This window comes from Coprococcus eutactus (assembly GCF_025149915.1).
In the GTDB taxonomy this organism is placed as follows: domain Bacteria; phylum Bacillota; class Clostridia; order Lachnospirales; family Lachnospiraceae; genus Coprococcus; species Coprococcus eutactus.
Genome location: NZ_CP102278.1, coordinates 310923 through 326969 on the forward strand (window position 1 = coordinate 310923; position 16047 = coordinate 326969).

A 16047-nucleotide genomic window follows, 5' to 3' on the forward strand; every position below is an offset into this window, starting at 1 on the left:
GGACCGTTGCAGACCGAAATGAGCGGGAGCGACCCCGGATTGGCAATACAAATACCTCAGGAACAGTGATGCTTAAAGGTTTCGCATACACCTTCAAAGAGAAAAATTAAGAAGGAGGTCTGATGTTTTGAAAAATGGTAAGATAGTACAGGTCATGGGACCTGTCGTAGATGTAGAATTTCCAGACAACGATCTGCCATACATCAAGGATGCTCTTGAAGTAGATAATCATGGGAAAAAATGTGTTATGGAAGTAGCACAGCATGTAGGCAACAATACAGTAAGATGTATCATGTTGTCCGCCAGCGAGGGACTTTCAAGAGATATGGAAGTCGTTGCAACCGGATCTGGAATCAAGGTTCCTGTAGGAAATCAGACACTTGGACGTCTGTTCAATGTGCTTGGTGAGACAATAGATGGCAAGGAGGATCTCTCGGATACAGAACACTGGGTAATCCACAGAGAGCCGCCAACATTCGAGAATCAGAGCCCGGTCATCGAGATACTTGAGACAGGTATCAAGGTTATAGATCTTCTTGCACCTTACTCAAAGGGTGGTAAGATCGGTCTGTTCGGTGGTGCCGGAGTTGGTAAGACAGTCCTTATTCAGGAGCTTATACAGAACATAGCATCTGTACATGGTGGATATTCCATATTCACCGGAGTTGGAGAGCGTTCAAGAGAGGGTAATGATCTGTGGACAGAGATGAGCGAGTCAGGCGTTATAGACAAGACCGCCCTGGTGTTCGGACAGATGAATGAACCACCTGGAGCCAGAATGAGAGTTGCAGAGACAGGACTTACTATGGCAGAGTATTTCCGTGATGTAAATCATCAGGATGTGCTGTTGTTCATTGACAATATATTCAGATTTACACAGGCAGGTTCAGAGGTTTCATCACTTCTCGGACGTATGCCATCAGCCGTTGGTTATCAGCCAACACTTGCAAATGAGATGGGTGAGCTTCAGGAGCGAATCGCTTCTACCAAGGAGGGTTCAGTCACATCAGTTCAGGCCGTATATGTGCCGGCCGATGACCTTACAGATCCTGCCCCAGCCACAACATTTGCACATCTGGATGCAAATACAGTTCTTTCAAGAAAGATCGTTGAGCAGGGTATCTATCCGGCAGTAGATCCGCTGGAGTCAAGCTCAAGAATCCTTGAGGCTGATATAGTCGGCGAGGAGCATTACGAAGTTGCAAGACGTGTGCAGGAGATCCTTCAGAAGTACAAGGAGCTGCAGGATATCATAGCGATCCTCGGTATGGAGGAGCTGTCAGATGAGGATAAGCTCACAGTTACAAGAGCCAGAAAGGTTCAAAAATTCCTGTCACAGCCATTCCATGTAGCTGAGAACTTTACGGGTATACCTGGAAAGTATGTAAGTCTTAAAGATACTATCAAGGGCTTTAAGATGATAGTTGACGGTGAGATGGATGAGTATCCAGAGTGGGCATTCTTCAATGTGGGTACTATAGAGGAAGTAAAGGAAAAGGCCGAGAAGGGCCAGTAAATATCAGAGGATATCAGCAGACATCAACAGATATCAGAAAAGGAAGTGCATAGATGAATACATTTTATCTGAGAGTTATTTCCAGCAATAAGATATTCTTCGACGGCCGGGCAGAGAAAATAGTTCTTCCACTTGAAGATGGAGAGAAAGCGGTTCTTGCACATCATGAGAATATGGTCATAGCTACCAGCATAGGAGAGATCAGGATCACCACCAGTAAAGGTGAGCAGGTCATAGGTGTTGTGGGCGAAGGCTTTGTTCAGATAGTAAATAACCGAGTTGTCCTTATCGTGGATTCCGCAGAGAAACCGGAGGATATCGACAGAGTCAGAGCCAATGAGGCGAAGATCAGAGCGGAAGAGAGACTCAGACAGAAAGAGAGTCTGAAAGAATACAAGCAGAGCGAGGCATCCCTTGCGCGTGCTCTCACGAGGCTCAAGGTAACAGAAAAGGTGTAGTGCGCAAAAGGGAAAACAAGCGGTTATGCGAAGTGAAACGAGCATGACCATTTGATTTTCCCTTGCGCCTACAACGAGAAGTCGTTCGGCGGAAGCCGAACACAGAGCGCGTCAGTGGGACGAAGGCAGAGCGCGTCAGCGCGGGACTTCGCCACCCTAAAAAGGCAGTGTCCACATTGGTGTGATCCAGTGAGACACTGTCTTTTTATATGTGGTAGATTATTGATAAAAGCTCATCATTTACCTAAAAGTTCAATCTGACACAATGAAAAAAATGTTACTTGACAACTTTTATCTTTGTTGAGAAAATATTAAGATAGTATATGGTAAATTTATGAAAAAGAGTACGTGTGCATGTATGTGCACACATTTTTGAGTTAAAAGGTATTTGAGGTATTTATGTTAAGATTTATTTGGGTAATAGTTTCGTGCATTTTTCTGATCATGTACTATGTGCCAAAGATGTCGTATTATGCAAGACACCCGGAGAAATATAGTGAGGACATATGCTATCAGATGGCCCAGGTTATGTGTAATCATGTGAGACATCGCGCATTTATCAAGACGGTGGCAACGGGTATGGAGAACCTTCCGAAGGAGGGCGGGTACATAATGTATGCCAACCATCAGGGTAAGTATGATGTTCTGGGAGTCATAGTTTCCCATGACAAGCCGATCACGTATGTTATGGATGCCAAGAGATCTAAGCTGTTCATAGCGAATCAGCTCACAGAACTACTCAAGGCACAGAGACTTGACAAGGAGGACATCAAGCAGCAGGTAAAGGTCATAAATGATGTGTCAACGGAGATAAAGGCAGGTAGGAGATATATACTGTTTCCAGAGGGCGGTTACGATCACAGCCATAACGAGTTAAAGGAGTTTATGCCGGGAAGCTTCAAGATAGCTAAGAAGGCAAAGTGCCCGATAGTTCCCGTTGTGCTCTATGACTCGTTTAAGCCATTTGAGGGATGGTCGCACAGAAAGGTGACGACCCAGCTGGCATTTCTCGAGCCTATTCCCTATGAGGCGATAGCGGACAAGACCACAACAGAGATAAGGGATATGGTCGTGGACAGGATCCAAAAGAAGCTTGATACCATGGAGACCATGAACTGTTGGTAAACAGATAGCCGGAATGAAGGACAGATATACGATGGTGACGGAAGAGATTTGATATTTTGATATATTGAATATAACGAGAGAAGACAGATCATATAATTGCTATGGTCTGTCTTTTTTGTAGGATTTTTATGTAGGTAACTTCACTTGACTATATCAAATCAGGTGAATACAATATAGAAAGACATTTTATGATTAAAAAGGATTGGAATTGGAGATATGGGACAAAGTAATAAAGAGAAGATTAAAGATGCCGACAGACAGGGGGCGTCAGAGAAAGAACAGGAAAAGAGAAACAGATTTTTAAAGAAGCTGATAGTTGTGCTTGCCGTGGCAATCGTGGTGACGTTCACGGTGTTTTATGTGATATATTACAGATTTTCTTATCAGGCGGACAAGCTCACAAAGGAAACTGCCAGAATATACGCATTTGGCGATGGCAGCGAAATGGCAGATCATATCGCGCCGGGTTACATTGAGAAGTATGAGAGTAAGTCCAAGGTGCTCTCTGTCAGCGACATCCAGGATATATATATAGGCAAGTTCAGAACCTATGTGGATGAGAAGATCGGAGAGATCGACAAGATAGAGTGCAAGGTAACCGATATGCAGGCGGTAAGCAATGTTGAGGATCTTCAGCAGGCATTTGAGGATAATGGAGTCAGGAAGGTATCGCAGTACAGGACTGTTGATGCCGACTGGATAGTGACAAATGAAAATGGCGATGAGGTGACGATCCACATTCAGGAGGCCATACTTAAGTGTGATGATGGCTGGTTTGTAGATTATGTGCTGCTTCCAGACGAGATAAGTGGAATCGGCTCGCCGGAGGCTGTGGGAGAAGAACAGACATCGGAGTCGGATGGTGTGGATACAGCAGAAGATACAGCACAGCCGGATGAAGGGGACACAGAATAGTCATATGATGCGGATGAGACCGTGGATACGGAATAGACAGAATGAGGACTTTTACTAGTTTAGATATATGTACAGTGTGCATTTGATTGGAAGAGCATACAGTATATGAGAAAGAAGGCAGAAGGAATGTATGATGTGAGATCCATGAAGGCGGAGGACTTCATAGATGACGCAGAGATCAGGGAGACTCTTGATTATGCGGACAGGAACAAGGACAATGTGGAGCTCATAGACTCTATAATAGAGAAGGCAAAGCTCAGGAAGGGGCTGACACACAGGGAGGCATCGGTGCTCCTCGCATGTGAGATGCCAGACAAAACAGCAGAGATCTGTGATCTGGCTGAACAGATAAAGAAGGATTTCTATGGCAACAGGATAGTCATGTTTGCGCCGCTATATCTGTCGAATTACTGTGTAAATGGCTGTGTATATTGTCCGTATCACATTAAGAACAAGCATATTGCCAGAAAGAAGCTCTCACAGGATGAGGTGAGACGAGAGGTAATTGCATTACAGGATATGGGACACAAGAGACTTGCCATAGAGGCAGGTGAGGATCCTCAGATGAATCCAATAGAGTACATTCTTGAGTGTATAGACACCATTTACAGCATCAGACACAAGAACGGTGCCATAAGGCGAGTAAATGTGAATATAGCTGCCACCACAGTGGAGAATTACAGAAAACTCCATGAGGCAGGCATAGGAACATATATATTGTTCCAGGAGACATACGATAAGGATGCTTATGAAAAGCTTCATCCGTACGGACCGAAGCATGACTATGCTTATCATACAGAGGCTATGGACCGTGCCATGGAGGGCGGAATAGACGATGTTGGATTGGGTGTGCTCTTTGGTCTGGACAAGTACAGATATGAATTTGCCGGACTTCTCATGCATGCAGAGCATCTTGAGGCAGTTCACGGCGTCGGACCACACACCATAAGTGTTCCAAGAGTAAAGAAGGCGGATGACATCGATCCGGATGCGTTTGACAATGGAATAAGTGATGATATTTTCTGTAAGATCGCGGCGTGCATCAGGATAGCAGTTCCGTACACGGGCATGATCATTTCTACGAGAGAGAATCCCAAGGTGAGGGATGAGATCATAAGACTTGGCGTGTCACAGATAAGCGGAGGCTCCAAGACCAGCGTGGGTGGCTATTATGAGCCGGAGCCGGAGGATGAGAAGTCGGAGCAGTTTGATGTCAGCGATACAAGAACCTTGGATCAGGTCGTGAACTGGCTTATGACGAAGGGGTATATCCCATCGTTTTGTACGGCATGCTACAGGGAGGGAAGAACCGGAGACAGGTTCATGAGCCTTTGCAAGAGTGGTCAGATACAGAACTGTTGCCATCCAAATGCTCTTATGACGTTGGAGGAATATCTGGTGGATTACGCATCACCTGAGACTGCGGAGCTTGGACGGAGGCTTATACAGGACGAGCTTAAGAACATTCCAAATGAAAAGGTCAGACAGATAGTGGTTGAGAGACTTGACAGGATAAAACATGGGGACAGAGATTTCAGGTTCTAACATGGATGTGGACACCCACATATGTGTGTGATGTACGTGATGTTCAGACAAACCAGAAAACAGGAGGCTCGGAAATGGGACTTAACGATACGCCATCGGCGAACAGAGTGCATATAGGATTCTTCGGCTGCAGGAATGCGGGCAAATCAAGCCTTGTGAATGCGGTCACGGGACAGAGTCTGGCGGTGGTGTCCGATGTGGCTGGAACGACCACGGATCCAGTGTATAAGTCAATGGAGCTTCTGCCCCTTGGACCGGTAGTCATAGTGGACACGCCAGGAATAGACGATGCCGGAAGTCTTGGAGAACTCAGGGTGGCAAAGACCAGACAGGTGCTGTCAAAGGTTGATGTGGCGGTGCTTGTGGTGGATGCAACCGCGGATATGCCGCAGGCGGACAGAGAACTTCTCGATCTGTTCCATGAGAAGAATATAAATCATATAATTGCATACAATAAGAGCGATGCTTCACAAGAGCTGATGGCAAAATGTGGCTTGACCGACGAGACGGGCAGCTCAATTTGGGTTAGTGCGGAAAAGGGATATGGAATACATGAGCTTAAGGAACTGATAGGAAAGCTGACTACAACGGATACCATGACAAAAATGCTTGTGGGAGATCTGCTTAGCCCTGGTGATGTGGTCGTGCTTGTTATACCGATAGATTCCGCGGCTCCAAAGGGAAGACTTATCCTTCCGCAGCAGCAGGTTATAAGGGATGTACTTGAGGCAGGAGCGATATCAGTTGTGTGCCGTGACATGGAGCTTGCTGACACGTTGGAGAGATTTGGCAGTCAGGTATCGATGGTCATAACGGATTCCCAGGCATTTGGAAAGGTGATGAAGATAGTGCCTGAAGACATCTATATGACGTCATTTTCAATACTTATGGCGAGGTTTAAGGGCCAGCTTCAAATGGCGGTTTTGGGGGCACATGTTCTGGATGAGCTGAGAGATGAAGGTGGCATAGAAATTATGGCAAAGATCGGGGCTACGGAGAATGATCGGTCTGAGAGCGAGTCATCAAAGAGCGAGTCTGTCGGCAGTGTGACAGGGAAAGAAGCTGTAGACACAAAAAGAAATATTCCGAGAGTCTTGATAGCCGAGGGCTGCACCCATCATAGACAATGTGATGACATAGGAACGGTCAAGCTTCCGGGATGGATAAGAAACTACACGGGGCTTGAGCCTGAGTTTACATTTGTCAGTGGAACGGAGTTCCCGGATGATCTGACAGGATATGACCTGATCATCCACTGCGGAGGGTGCATGCTAAATGAGAGAGAGATGAAGAACAGGCAGCAAATGGCGCAGCAGCAGGGAGTTCCTATGACAAATTATGGAACGGCTATAGCGCATATGAATGGTATCCTGGAGCGGAGTCTCAGGGTATTTAACGGCATATACGATAATTGATGCAGAAAACAAAAGGGCAGTTCAGTTGATGTTAATACCGCCGGGCGGCGGAAGAATGGAGATCATATGGCGAAGACAGGATTGGTACTTGAGGGCGGAGGACAGAGAGGTATATATACCGCAGGTGTTCTGGACGTTTTTATGGATAATGATATAGAGGTGGATGGTGTGATCGGTGTGTCTGCCGGGGCGATACATGGACTCTCCTATGTGACAAGACAGAGAGGCCGAAATATGAGATACAATATGAAGTACAGGAATAACAAGCATTACATGAGTATGTATTCGCTCATAACAACGGGAGATATATGTGACGAGCAGTTCTGCTACCATGATATCCCAGAGAGATTGGATCCTCTGGATTATGACGCATTTGTGGCAAATCCAACCAGATTCTATGTCGGCTGTTCCAATCTTGAGACAGGCGAGGCCGAGTATCTCGAGTGCACAGATATGCGTAACCCCGCGGATGTGAATAAGGTCAGGGCATCGGCATCGCTGCCACTTATATCTAATACGGTAGAGGTCGATGGGATGAAGCTGCTTGACGGCGGAGTGTCGGACAGCATCCCGATATTTGCGTTCAGAAGAATGGGCTATAGAAGAAATATAGTGATCCTCACAAGACCTAAGGGTTACAGAAAAGGTCCGGACAGGATGCTCAGGCTGGAAGCAGGGAGATACAGGGAATATCCGGAATTTGTCAGAAGGTGCCATATGAGGCATTTGTACTATAATAAGACTCTTGATAAGCTGGAGGAGCTTGAAAAGCAGGGAGACACTCTGATAATCAGACCGAGTCAGACTATAGAGATATCAAGACTTGAGAAGAAACCGGAGATGATTGAGGCTATGTATGAGCTGGGTGTGTATGATGCAAAAGAGAAATTACAACAGGTGAAAGAATTTCTCAGGGAAAGCAGGGAAGATGCACATGGACAGGCAGAGAAACAGACAGCTGTCACAGAGGAAGAACGATAAATATAACACACTTATACTCTCTGGGATGGAGATCCCGGATAGCGTATATACACAAAAGAAGGCACAGGAGAATCAGAGCAAAATGGCTGAGACTCCGGTGCCTTCTCTTATTTTATCGCTCTCGGTGTCAACGGTCATCACTATGCTCGTGGCGACCACGTACAATATCGTAGCCACTTATTTTGTGGCGGATCTCGGCGAGTCTGCTGTTGCGGCGGTGGGGCTCATGTTCTCAGTCATGGCACTTATCCAGGCTGTAGGCTATACCTGGGGGATGGGTGCGGGCAGTGAGATCGCAAGGCTCCTCGGGCAGCAGAATAAAAGGGCGGCAGAGCAGACTCTGGCGACGGCGCTTGCGGGTGGTGTGGTGTCAGGGGTAGTCTTGGCTGTGATATTTGGCATATTCAGATCAGAAATTGTAAGTCTGCTTGGAGCAACGGACACGAGTCAGGAATTGGCGGAGCAGTATGGAATATATATTATGATGGGCGCGCCGGTGATGTGCGGAGCATATGTGCTCAACAATGCTCTGAGAGCGGAGGGGCAGCCGTACCTTGCACTCATGGGAATAGTTGCCGGAGGCGTGACAAATGCTGTACTGGATTATGTTCTTATAAAGGTGCTGGGATTTGGGATAGGAGCTGCAGGGATCGCCACATTTGCTGGGCAGGCAGTGAGTCTGGTTATCATGTATGCATGCGTCAGGGCCAGATTCAGCATGGTCAGGCTGCACATAGGTTATCTGTGGAAATTCAAGGGTGTAGTGCAGGTCATCAGGATCGGTATGCCTTCTTTCCTGAGACAAGGACTTATGTGCGTTGCGGCTGTTTTGCTGAGCCGGAGCTGCCGGCGGTATGGGGACACGGCACTTGCCAATATAACGGTGGCAAATAAGATTTTTGCGGTCGTATTTGCCGTTCTTGTGGGATATGGGCAGGGATTTGCACCTGTGTGCGGGTTTGCGTATGGAGCTAAGACGTACAGAAGAGTCAAAAGATCTCTGAATTTCACCATGGCGACTTCGGTGGTGTTCATGGTGATGGTGGGAGGAATGTCATATCTGTGGGCAGACAGGCTGTGCGGAGTATTTATGGAAGATGCCGGTCTTGCGGCTTTTTCCCTGAGGGCGCATGCTGTATCTATGCCGTTTTCGGCGGTATGTCTTGTGATGGGAATGTACTATCAGGCTCTGGGAGCATATGGAAAGGCCACACTTATATCCGCCCTGAGACAGGGGGTTTTCTTTATCCCCCTCATATGGCTGCTGCCAGTCTGGTATGGCGAACATGGTGTGGCTGTAGTTCAGGCTGCCGCGGATATGTTGTCCGGCATCACGGCCTTGGTGTTCTGGTTTATCTGTCAGAGGACCTTCCGTACACAAATGAAAAATAGTCAGTGCCGATGACTTCATCCGATATGTACAGTCTGTTTTCGACCTCGGCTATCATGGAGTCTAGATAGTCATCCGGTACTTGCGATTCCGGTACCAGATATATGGTCTCTCCCGTTGAGGCGTCATATTTTATCTTGTCGGTTATAAAGCTTTGGTCGGCGAATATCACAAGTTCATCTGAGCTTGAAAGTATGTTGCGCCCGGCAAGCAGTCTTGAATCGAAGTCTGCTCCGAGAAGGTTCAGGACGGTTGGAAGGATATCTATGCTGGCGCAGAGCTTATCTACGACAACAGGCTTTCCCATGGATGAACACCATATTCCGAATTGGTTTCTGTGCAGTTCAAAGTCGTCGTCCTCTATGTCCTTGCCGGCAAGCTCATTGTACACGCCGTCACTCAGCCCATAAGGGTAGTGATCAGGTGCGACTACGAACAGGGTGTTGTCGAGTTTTCCTGCCTTCTCAAGCTTGTCCATGAGGTATTCCAGTGCCTTGTCAAGCTCCATCTGGGCTGCGACATAGGCGACAGCTTCGTCAGAGTAACCCTTGCCGGAGAGAAGTGATTCGGCTTCCTCACGATTCTTCTGACATATGTACTGATTGTCATAGTTGTATGGCAAATGTCCTGAAAAACTCATGAGGTACATATTGAAATGGTCGTCAGCTATGAAATCATTGTATACAGCCTCGATACATTCCAGATCTGAGTACATGACGTGATCCGGGATGTCCAGTCCCGCCCCGATGGCCTTGAAGGTGGTGTATCCCATATTCGGATGGGTGCTGGTTCTGTCGTAATATGTGGCGTCAAAGTCGTGATAGCCGTAGCTCTTGTATCCCTGACTGTTCAAAATATTGCCCAGAGCATAAGGCTGATATGTGTCTGCAGATTCCTCGAAGCTCCATTTGGAGGAGGCCGGGTACTGACTGAGACAGTTGGCAAATTCCCCGTCTATTGTGCTGTGATACCAGAGTGGATTATAAAAGTTGGTAAATTCAAATCCTTCATGGTATATCTTGTACAGGGTAGGGGTTGCCTCCTTGGATATTCCGTAGGTGCTGAGGCTTTCAGCCGTGACAAATACCACATTGTAGTCCTTGAACATGCCGGTGTATTCGTCTGTGTAGGTCGGCTGCACTCCTGAGAAATATGCTGTTATGCTCTTTAACTCATCGTCATCGGTGGAGTTATAGAGCTGGGTGAAGTTGATATTCTCATCTATTTGAGGCACATACTGAGGCTCTGACGATTCGGTGCTGTTTGAGCCGGATGCACTGTTCGAAGACTCGTTGCCTGATGACTTGCTGTTCTGGTTTTCTTTATCGCTTGATAGTGATGACATACTGTTTGACCTGCCCTGTATGTCCAGAGCAGATTCTGCAAGCTCAAATGTCTTGTCAGAGTTGCTCTTGGTTATTATAACTGTGCAGTCCCTGCCGGTGGTCATGATGACTCCCAGTTTGTTCATAGACAGCTCAAGCACGTAGCGGCCGTGGAAAAGGGAGTAAGGAGTGTATGCTCCGGTTCCGTGCACTGCCAGAAGACATATGGATGCGATCCACATGACTGCGGATGATGCGGTCTGTACAATGACGCCTTTAAGTACACCGTTGCTCTCGCCGATACGGCCTCTGTCAAAAGTAAACTTTAATTTGTTTAGCAATACGAGACAGATAAGTGGGAGCAGGAAGAGCAGTATCACGTACCAGTTGGCCCTCAGAGTGGCGAACAGGACAGACTTAAAATTCATGGCATCGTGGGCACCTCCGATGGAGACCAGACTAAGGAAAGTCCTGAAGATCTTATAGTACACAAACTGGGCTATATAGTAGACGGTGAAAATTCCCCATATGGTATACGCTGTGATGGCATTTGCAATTCTGTGCCAAAATGATGTCAGCGCGGATAGAGTGAGACCGCATGCAATGGCAAATGTCAGCGGATGCATTATATTGCTGTCTATACCATGGTAAATGGCTATGTGAAACAGCAGCTCCATGTATATAAAAGCAGCGGAAAAGAATACCGGGCGCCAGAGAGAATTCCTACGTTTTACAGTACTTTTGCTGTGGAGTGTTTTATCGCTACTTCGCGTGTTATCTGTTGGTTCGTTTCGACTCATATATTCTCCTTCTCAAGGATGCTCTCGAGTTTTGTTCTGACAGCTATAGGGTCAGTGACAAGGAGAGTGTTGAAACCAAGCTTTGATGCTGCATCAAGATTTGCCTGTCTGTCATCGAGAAATATACATTCCTCCGGGATGAGGTTGTATTTGCTGCACAGACGCTGGTAAATTCTCTCGTCTGGTTTGGTTATGTGGCACTCGTATGACACGACTCTTCCGTCTGTATAAGGAAGAAAGTGGAATCGCGGAGTGTGAAGTGCGAACAGTCTTCTCGGATAGTTGGACAGCAGGTATACGTGATATCCTCTGTTTTTCAGTGATTTGAGCCATTTGTCCGCATCCGGGAACATGTCGACCACGTCATCCAGATTGTTCATGAACAGATCTATATATTCACTGCATTCCGGGCTCAGTTCCTTGAATTTTTGTATGAGCTCTGATTCTGGGATGTCATCGAGATCAAAATGGTTCCATAGTGGATGATTTACCATGTTGCGATCCAGAGTATCTATAACGTTTTCGGGTATTCCAAGTTTCTGCATTGTTGTTCTCCAGTGGAAATCAACGAGAACCATGCCTATATCAAATATGATGTTTTTCATTTGTCTAATCCTTTCTGCTTGATAAAATATGTGTCAGTGAGTCGTTTAGCCACTAAAATTCTAACCCATATCCGATCAAAAATATATACTAAAATAAATCAGAAATAAGTTTATTTACAGTTTTTTGTTTTTGGTGTAAATTGTTATAATGAATGTATGTATATCACATAATGATGATACGTTCAGAATGCCTGATGAATGGGGATTATGTATGAGATACGTTTTTGTGGATTTTGAGATGAATCTTATAGATTCAGAACACAAACAGGAAAAGAAGATTTGCAAGAGTGAGATAATTGAGATCGGTGCGGTAAAACTGGATGATGAATATAACGAGATAGATTCGTTTAAGAGTTATGTCAAACCGGCATATGGAAACATGGCATCGCGTATAATAAAACTCACGGGAATAACAGATGAGATGCTCGAGACTGCCCCATCATACGAGGATGCTGTGGGCAGATTTATAGAGTGGTGTGCAGATGCGGATGTTATCTATGCGTGGAGCGAGAACGACCTGAGACAGCTGCGAGGTGAGACCAGACTGAAACAGTACACTCATCCGGAACTTGAGAGGGTATTTGCAAAATGGCAGGACTTCCAGAAGGAATATGCCAGGATGATAGGCACATCCAGAAGGATATCACTGTCGGATGCTGTATTTTATCTGGGAGAGAACTTTCAGGGTGCAGAGCATGATGCGCTGTGGGATGCCAGAAACACGGCTGAGGTATTCAAGCTGTCGAAGGATGAGGAGAATTTCTTCAGGATAATGGCTCCGGTCATTGATGTGTATAAGCCAAAGAAAAAGCTGACATATTCATTGTCGGATACATTTGGCAATATTCATTTGGATGATCCGGGGGACTAATCATGGATCTGAACTGAGTGGACAATGGCTGTATGTGTCGAAGTCAAGAGAGAAGCATTGTATGATTTATTAGGAGAGACAGAGGTAATATAATGAATTGGAATAAGAAAGATACGATAAGGATACTGCTCATTTTGTGCGGTGTTGTATTGTTTGCATATGTGTTGTTCAACTTTGATAAGGTATCCAGCCTTTTCAGCTGGCTGGTAAATATCCTTATGCCGTTTGTGATAGGGTTTGCCATAGCATTTGTGGTGAATGTTCCGATGAAGGGGCTTGAGAAGGTTCTTTTCAAAAATGAGAATAGCCGCCTGTACAGATTTAAGCGTCCGGCCTGTCTGATATTGTCGTTTCTGTGCATCATAGCGGTATTTACATTTGCAATAACAATGATCATACCGGAGATGTCCAAGACCATAACTGCATTTGCAGATAAGCTGCCAGATGCTATGGATGACATCCAGAGGAAGGCGATCAAGCTTATGAAGGATCAGCCGGAGATAGTAGACAAGATAAAGAGTATCGATATCAACTGGGATTCAGTTATATCCAATGTGGTCGGTATTGTGAAGAACGGCGGCAGCAGTGTGTTGTCTTCCACGTTCTCCATTGCCAGCAGTGTGGTAGGTGGATTTGTGGATGTCCTCGTGGGTATTTTCTTTGCCTGTTATATATTGGCACAGAAGGAGACTCTGGAGAAACAGGTCAAGGGAATCCTATATGCAGTGTTCAAGGAGGACAAAGCTGACAGATTTATACAGACTTGTGTGCTGGCTGACAGAACTTTTTCCAAATTCATATCGGGACAGTGCCTTGAAGCATGTATTCTTGGCTTGATGTTCTTTATCACCATGACCATATTCAGGATTCCGTATGCACTTACGGTGAGCATAATAATCGCGGTATTTGCGCTGATACCGGTGATCGGTGCTTTTGTGGGATGCTTTGCGGGCGCGATCATGATACTTGTGGAGAATCCGAAACAGGCCATAATATTCCTTATCATATTTATCGTGCTGCAGCAGATAGAGGGCAACTTTATATATCCTCACGTGGTTGGCGGCTCTGTGGGACTTCCATCCATATGGGTGCTTGTGGCAGTCATGTTGGGTGGCGACTTGATGGGCATCCTCGGAATGCTTATATTTGTGCCTCTTTTCTCGGTGCTCTACGCAATGTCTGAGGAGTATGTGGTAAAGAACCTCAGGGAAAAGGGTATATCGTGGAAGAAGTACAATCTGGCGTGCAATATACCGGAGGGACGGTGGAATGGCAGGCTGGACGAGGAATGCGCCTCGGAGGTGAAAGCTAGATCAAAGCATAAAAATGAGAGTGATAAGCAGACCGGCGCGGATAAGGCTCAGATGTCTGGCAGTACAGCCGGAGATGGCTGCACCAAGGACAATACCAATAAAAATTCTAACTGTAATATCGACAGAAATGCCAATAGACAAAACAATATAAATAACGATAAGAGCAACAGCAGAAATAACAGAAAGAGAAAATAATATCGGCGGGAGTGCGTGATGTGCCGCAGGTGGTGATCCGAATTCAGAGCCGTTTAGAAAGAAGGATATACAAATGTACAGAGACATAGCGAAACTTGTTTTATACAGAGATCTTGGAGAGGACAGCATACTAATGAAGCTGTCTGGAATATTTGAGGACTTTGATCTTAAGAGGTGCGAGAACGCGGAGCTGTGTGCCCGCATATACAACCAGATTAAGAGACTCCTGGATCTTGCAACCAGCTATGGATTTGATAAGAATCTGTGGCATAACTACCTCGCATTTATACTTATCACAAATGAAAACTCATTCAGTATAACCAGCGAGAAGGTTGGGGCAAATGACGGAACAGTCAACTATTTTGCAAAGAACGACTTTAAGATATTCAAGAAACTGTTTGATTTTGATTTCTCCGAGATAGAGAGCGCACTTGGAATAGATTGTTTCTCAACTATCAACAACTATAAGTCCATAGGTAAGAAGGAGAGAATGTACAACAAGAATGTCAGCGAGAAGGTTCAGGCTGTCAGCAATGCGATAGAGGAGGCTGAGAACGAGGATCAGATATTCGATATCGTGACGGAGTTCTATAAAGCATATGGCGTTGGAATGTTCGGACTTAACAAGGCGTTCAGAATCACCCGTGAGCACGGAGATCTTGAGTTTGTGCCTATCAACAACACAGAGGATGTAATGCTGGATGATCTCATCGGCTATGAGATACAGAAGAAAAAGATCGTGGACAACACAGAGGCATTTGTGGAGGGACGCAAGGCGAACAATGCACTTCTCTTTGGAGACAGCGGAACAGGAAAGTCCACAACTATCAAGGCGATAATCAATGAGTACTATGACAGGGGTCTTCGTATGATCGAGATATATAAGCACCAGTTCCAGGATCTGTCACAGGTTATCTCACTTATCAAGAACAGAAATTACAGATTTATCATATACATGGATGACCTTTCATTTGAAGAGTTTGAGATCGAGTACAAGTATCTCAAGGCTGTCATCGAGGGCGGACTTGAGATCAGACCTGACAATGTACTCATCTATGCCACATCGAACCGCCGTCATCTCATCAAGGAGACATGGAACGACAGGAATGATATGGAGAATAACAATGGTATTCACAGAAGTGATACTATTCAGGAGAAACTGTCACTTGTCAACAGATTTGGAGTCACGATCAGCTACAGCGCACCGTCACAGAAGGAGTATTTTGAGATCGTCAAGGGACTTGCTGAGAAGGAGCATATCACCATGGATGAGAAGGAACTCTGCGCAGAGGCCAACAAGTGGGAGCTTGCCCATGGCGGAATAAGCGGACGTACTGCACAGCAGTTTATCAACTACCTCAAGGGACAGGGGCTGTAAAATAATTGCTGTTGAACTACGGTTTATATTTTGCTATTATTAAGATAATTTTGAAGTTGCATTTACGATGATAAGGAGTGTGGGAAAATGATAGATCTCAGCAGCAAAAAGGGTAAGACACTGGTATCGAGGATCATAGTTGTGATTCTGTGTATCGCAATGGTAGTTACACTTTTAGTTTCAGCATTCTAATTTAGAATAACAGGTCGAAATGG

General features: G+C 45.7%; 13 protein-coding genes. 11 read left to right on the plus strand and 2 right to left on the minus strand.

Going from position 1 to position 16047, the window contains the following annotated elements:
* The first annotated feature begins 127 nt into the window (after nucleotides 1–127).
* The 8 genes from atpD to NQ536_RS01295 all read left to right on the plus strand — a co-directional run bounded on the left by atpD (nucleotide 128) and on the right by NQ536_RS01295 (nucleotide 9360).
* Nucleotides 128–1516: a F0F1 ATP synthase subunit beta gene (atpD, locus tag NQ536_RS01260; RefSeq protein WP_022059289.1), complete on the plus strand. Its 1389-nt coding sequence runs from the start codon at nucleotides 128–130 to the stop codon at nucleotides 1514–1516.
* Nucleotides 1517–1569: 53 nt separating this feature from the next.
* Entirely contained in the window at nucleotides 1570–1974 is a 405-nt protein-coding gene (gene atpC, locus NQ536_RS01265; protein ID WP_004851992.1) for an ATP synthase F1 subunit epsilon, read from the plus strand.
* A 399-nt stretch (nucleotides 1975–2373) separates the two neighbouring features.
* A complete protein-coding gene (locus NQ536_RS01270; RefSeq protein ID WP_044998118.1) occupies nucleotides 2374–3099 on the plus strand; it encodes a lysophospholipid acyltransferase family protein in 726 nt (241 codons plus the stop codon).
* A gap of 216 nt (nucleotides 3100–3315) precedes the next feature.
* Nucleotides 3316–4014, plus strand: a complete 699-nt coding sequence (locus tag NQ536_RS01275; protein WP_004851988.1) for a hypothetical protein — start codon at nucleotides 3316–3318, stop codon at nucleotides 4012–4014.
* A gap of 126 nt (nucleotides 4015–4140) precedes the next feature.
* Nucleotides 4141–5559: a [FeFe] hydrogenase H-cluster radical SAM maturase HydG gene (hydG, locus tag NQ536_RS01280; protein ID WP_044998196.1), complete on the plus strand. Its 1419-nt coding sequence runs from the start codon at nucleotides 4141–4143 to the stop codon at nucleotides 5557–5559.
* Nucleotides 5560–5633: 74 nt separating this feature from the next.
* Complete coding sequence (hydF, locus tag NQ536_RS01285) at nucleotides 5634–6974, plus strand: [FeFe] hydrogenase H-cluster maturation GTPase HydF (protein ID WP_044998117.1); 1341 nt, start codon at nucleotides 5634–5636, stop codon at nucleotides 6972–6974.
* A 66-nt stretch (nucleotides 6975–7040) separates the two neighbouring features.
* Nucleotides 7041–7955, plus strand: coding sequence for a patatin-like phospholipase family protein (locus tag NQ536_RS01290; protein WP_004851983.1), 915 nt, complete (start codon nucleotides 7041–7043; stop codon nucleotides 7953–7955).
* Complete coding sequence (locus NQ536_RS01295) at nucleotides 7909–9360, plus strand: MATE family efflux transporter (RefSeq protein ID WP_155803867.1); 1452 nt, start codon at nucleotides 7909–7911, stop codon at nucleotides 9358–9360. Before NQ536_RS01290 ends, NQ536_RS01295 begins: the two co-directional genes overlap by 47 nt.
* On the opposite strand, the gene NQ536_RS01300 is transcribed toward NQ536_RS01295, so the two are convergent.
* Both NQ536_RS01300 and NQ536_RS01305 read right to left on the minus strand, forming a co-directional pair.
* Nucleotides 9308–11470: an LTA synthase family protein gene (locus NQ536_RS01300; protein ID WP_004851978.1), complete on the minus strand. Its 2163-nt coding sequence runs from the start codon at nucleotides 11468–11470 to the stop codon at nucleotides 9308–9310. The two genes, NQ536_RS01295 and NQ536_RS01300, sit on opposite strands and share 53 nt — an antisense overlap.
* The gene (locus tag NQ536_RS01305) at nucleotides 11467–12075 is read right to left on the minus strand and encodes an HAD family hydrolase (RefSeq protein ID WP_004851977.1); all 609 of its coding nucleotides are present in this window, start codon (nucleotides 12073–12075) and stop codon (nucleotides 11467–11469) included. The genes NQ536_RS01300 and NQ536_RS01305 overlap by 4 nt, the downstream gene beginning before the upstream one ends.
* A gap of 211 nt (nucleotides 12076–12286) precedes the next feature.
* Between NQ536_RS01305 and NQ536_RS01310 the strand changes: the two genes are divergently transcribed.
* The 3 genes from NQ536_RS01310 (at nucleotide 12287) to NQ536_RS01320 (ending at nucleotide 15832) form a co-directional block, all read left to right on the plus strand.
* Nucleotides 12287–12946 carry a 3'-5' exonuclease gene (locus tag NQ536_RS01310; protein WP_022059281.1) on the plus strand — a complete coding sequence of 220 codons (660 nt, stop codon included), beginning with the start codon at nucleotides 12287–12289 and terminating at the stop codon, nucleotides 12944–12946.
* Nucleotides 12947–13038: 92 nt separating this feature from the next.
* Nucleotides 13039–14454: an AI-2E family transporter gene (locus NQ536_RS01315; protein WP_004851971.1), complete on the plus strand. Its 1416-nt coding sequence runs from the start codon at nucleotides 13039–13041 to the stop codon at nucleotides 14452–14454.
* A gap of 73 nt (nucleotides 14455–14527) precedes the next feature.
* Nucleotides 14528–15832: an ATP-binding protein gene (locus tag NQ536_RS01320; protein WP_004851970.1), complete on the plus strand. Its 1305-nt coding sequence runs from the start codon at nucleotides 14528–14530 to the stop codon at nucleotides 15830–15832.
* The last annotated feature ends 215 nt before the right edge of the window (nucleotides 15833–16047 follow it).

Bases quoted from the DNA above. Each gene is read 5' to 3' on its own strand.
- hydG (WP_044998196.1), top strand. From the start codon at position 4,141: ATGTATGATGTGAGATCCATGAAGGCGGAGGACTTCATAGATGACGCA.
- NQ536_RS01275 (WP_004851988.1), top strand. From the start codon at position 3,316: ATGGGACAAAGTAATAAAGAGAAGATTAAAGATGCCGACAGACAGGGG.
- NQ536_RS01295 (WP_155803867.1), top strand. From the start codon at position 7,909: ATGGACAGGCAGAGAAACAGACAGCTGTCACAGAGGAAGAACGATAAA.
- NQ536_RS01290 (WP_004851983.1), top strand. From the start codon at position 7,041: ATGGCGAAGACAGGATTGGTACTTGAGGGCGGAGGACAGAGAGGTATA.
- atpC (WP_004851992.1), top strand. From the start codon at position 1,570: ATGAATACATTTTATCTGAGAGTTATTTCCAGCAATAAGATATTCTTC.
- NQ536_RS01300 (WP_004851978.1), bottom strand. From the start codon at position 11,470: ATGAGTCGAAACGAACCAACAGATAACACGCGAAGTAGCGATAAAACA.
- NQ536_RS01315 (WP_004851971.1), top strand. From the start codon at position 13,039: ATGAATTGGAATAAGAAAGATACGATAAGGATACTGCTCATTTTGTGC.
- NQ536_RS01270 (WP_044998118.1), top strand. From the start codon at position 2,374: ATGTTAAGATTTATTTGGGTAATAGTTTCGTGCATTTTTCTGATCATG.
- NQ536_RS01310 (WP_022059281.1), top strand. From the start codon at position 12,287: ATGAGATACGTTTTTGTGGATTTTGAGATGAATCTTATAGATTCAGAA.
- NQ536_RS01305 (WP_004851977.1), bottom strand. From the start codon at position 12,075: ATGAAAAACATCATATTTGATATAGGCATGGTTCTCGTTGATTTCCAC.
- hydF (WP_044998117.1), top strand. From the start codon at position 5,634: ATGGGACTTAACGATACGCCATCGGCGAACAGAGTGCATATAGGATTC.
- NQ536_RS01320 (WP_004851970.1), top strand. From the start codon at position 14,528: ATGTACAGAGACATAGCGAAACTTGTTTTATACAGAGATCTTGGAGAG.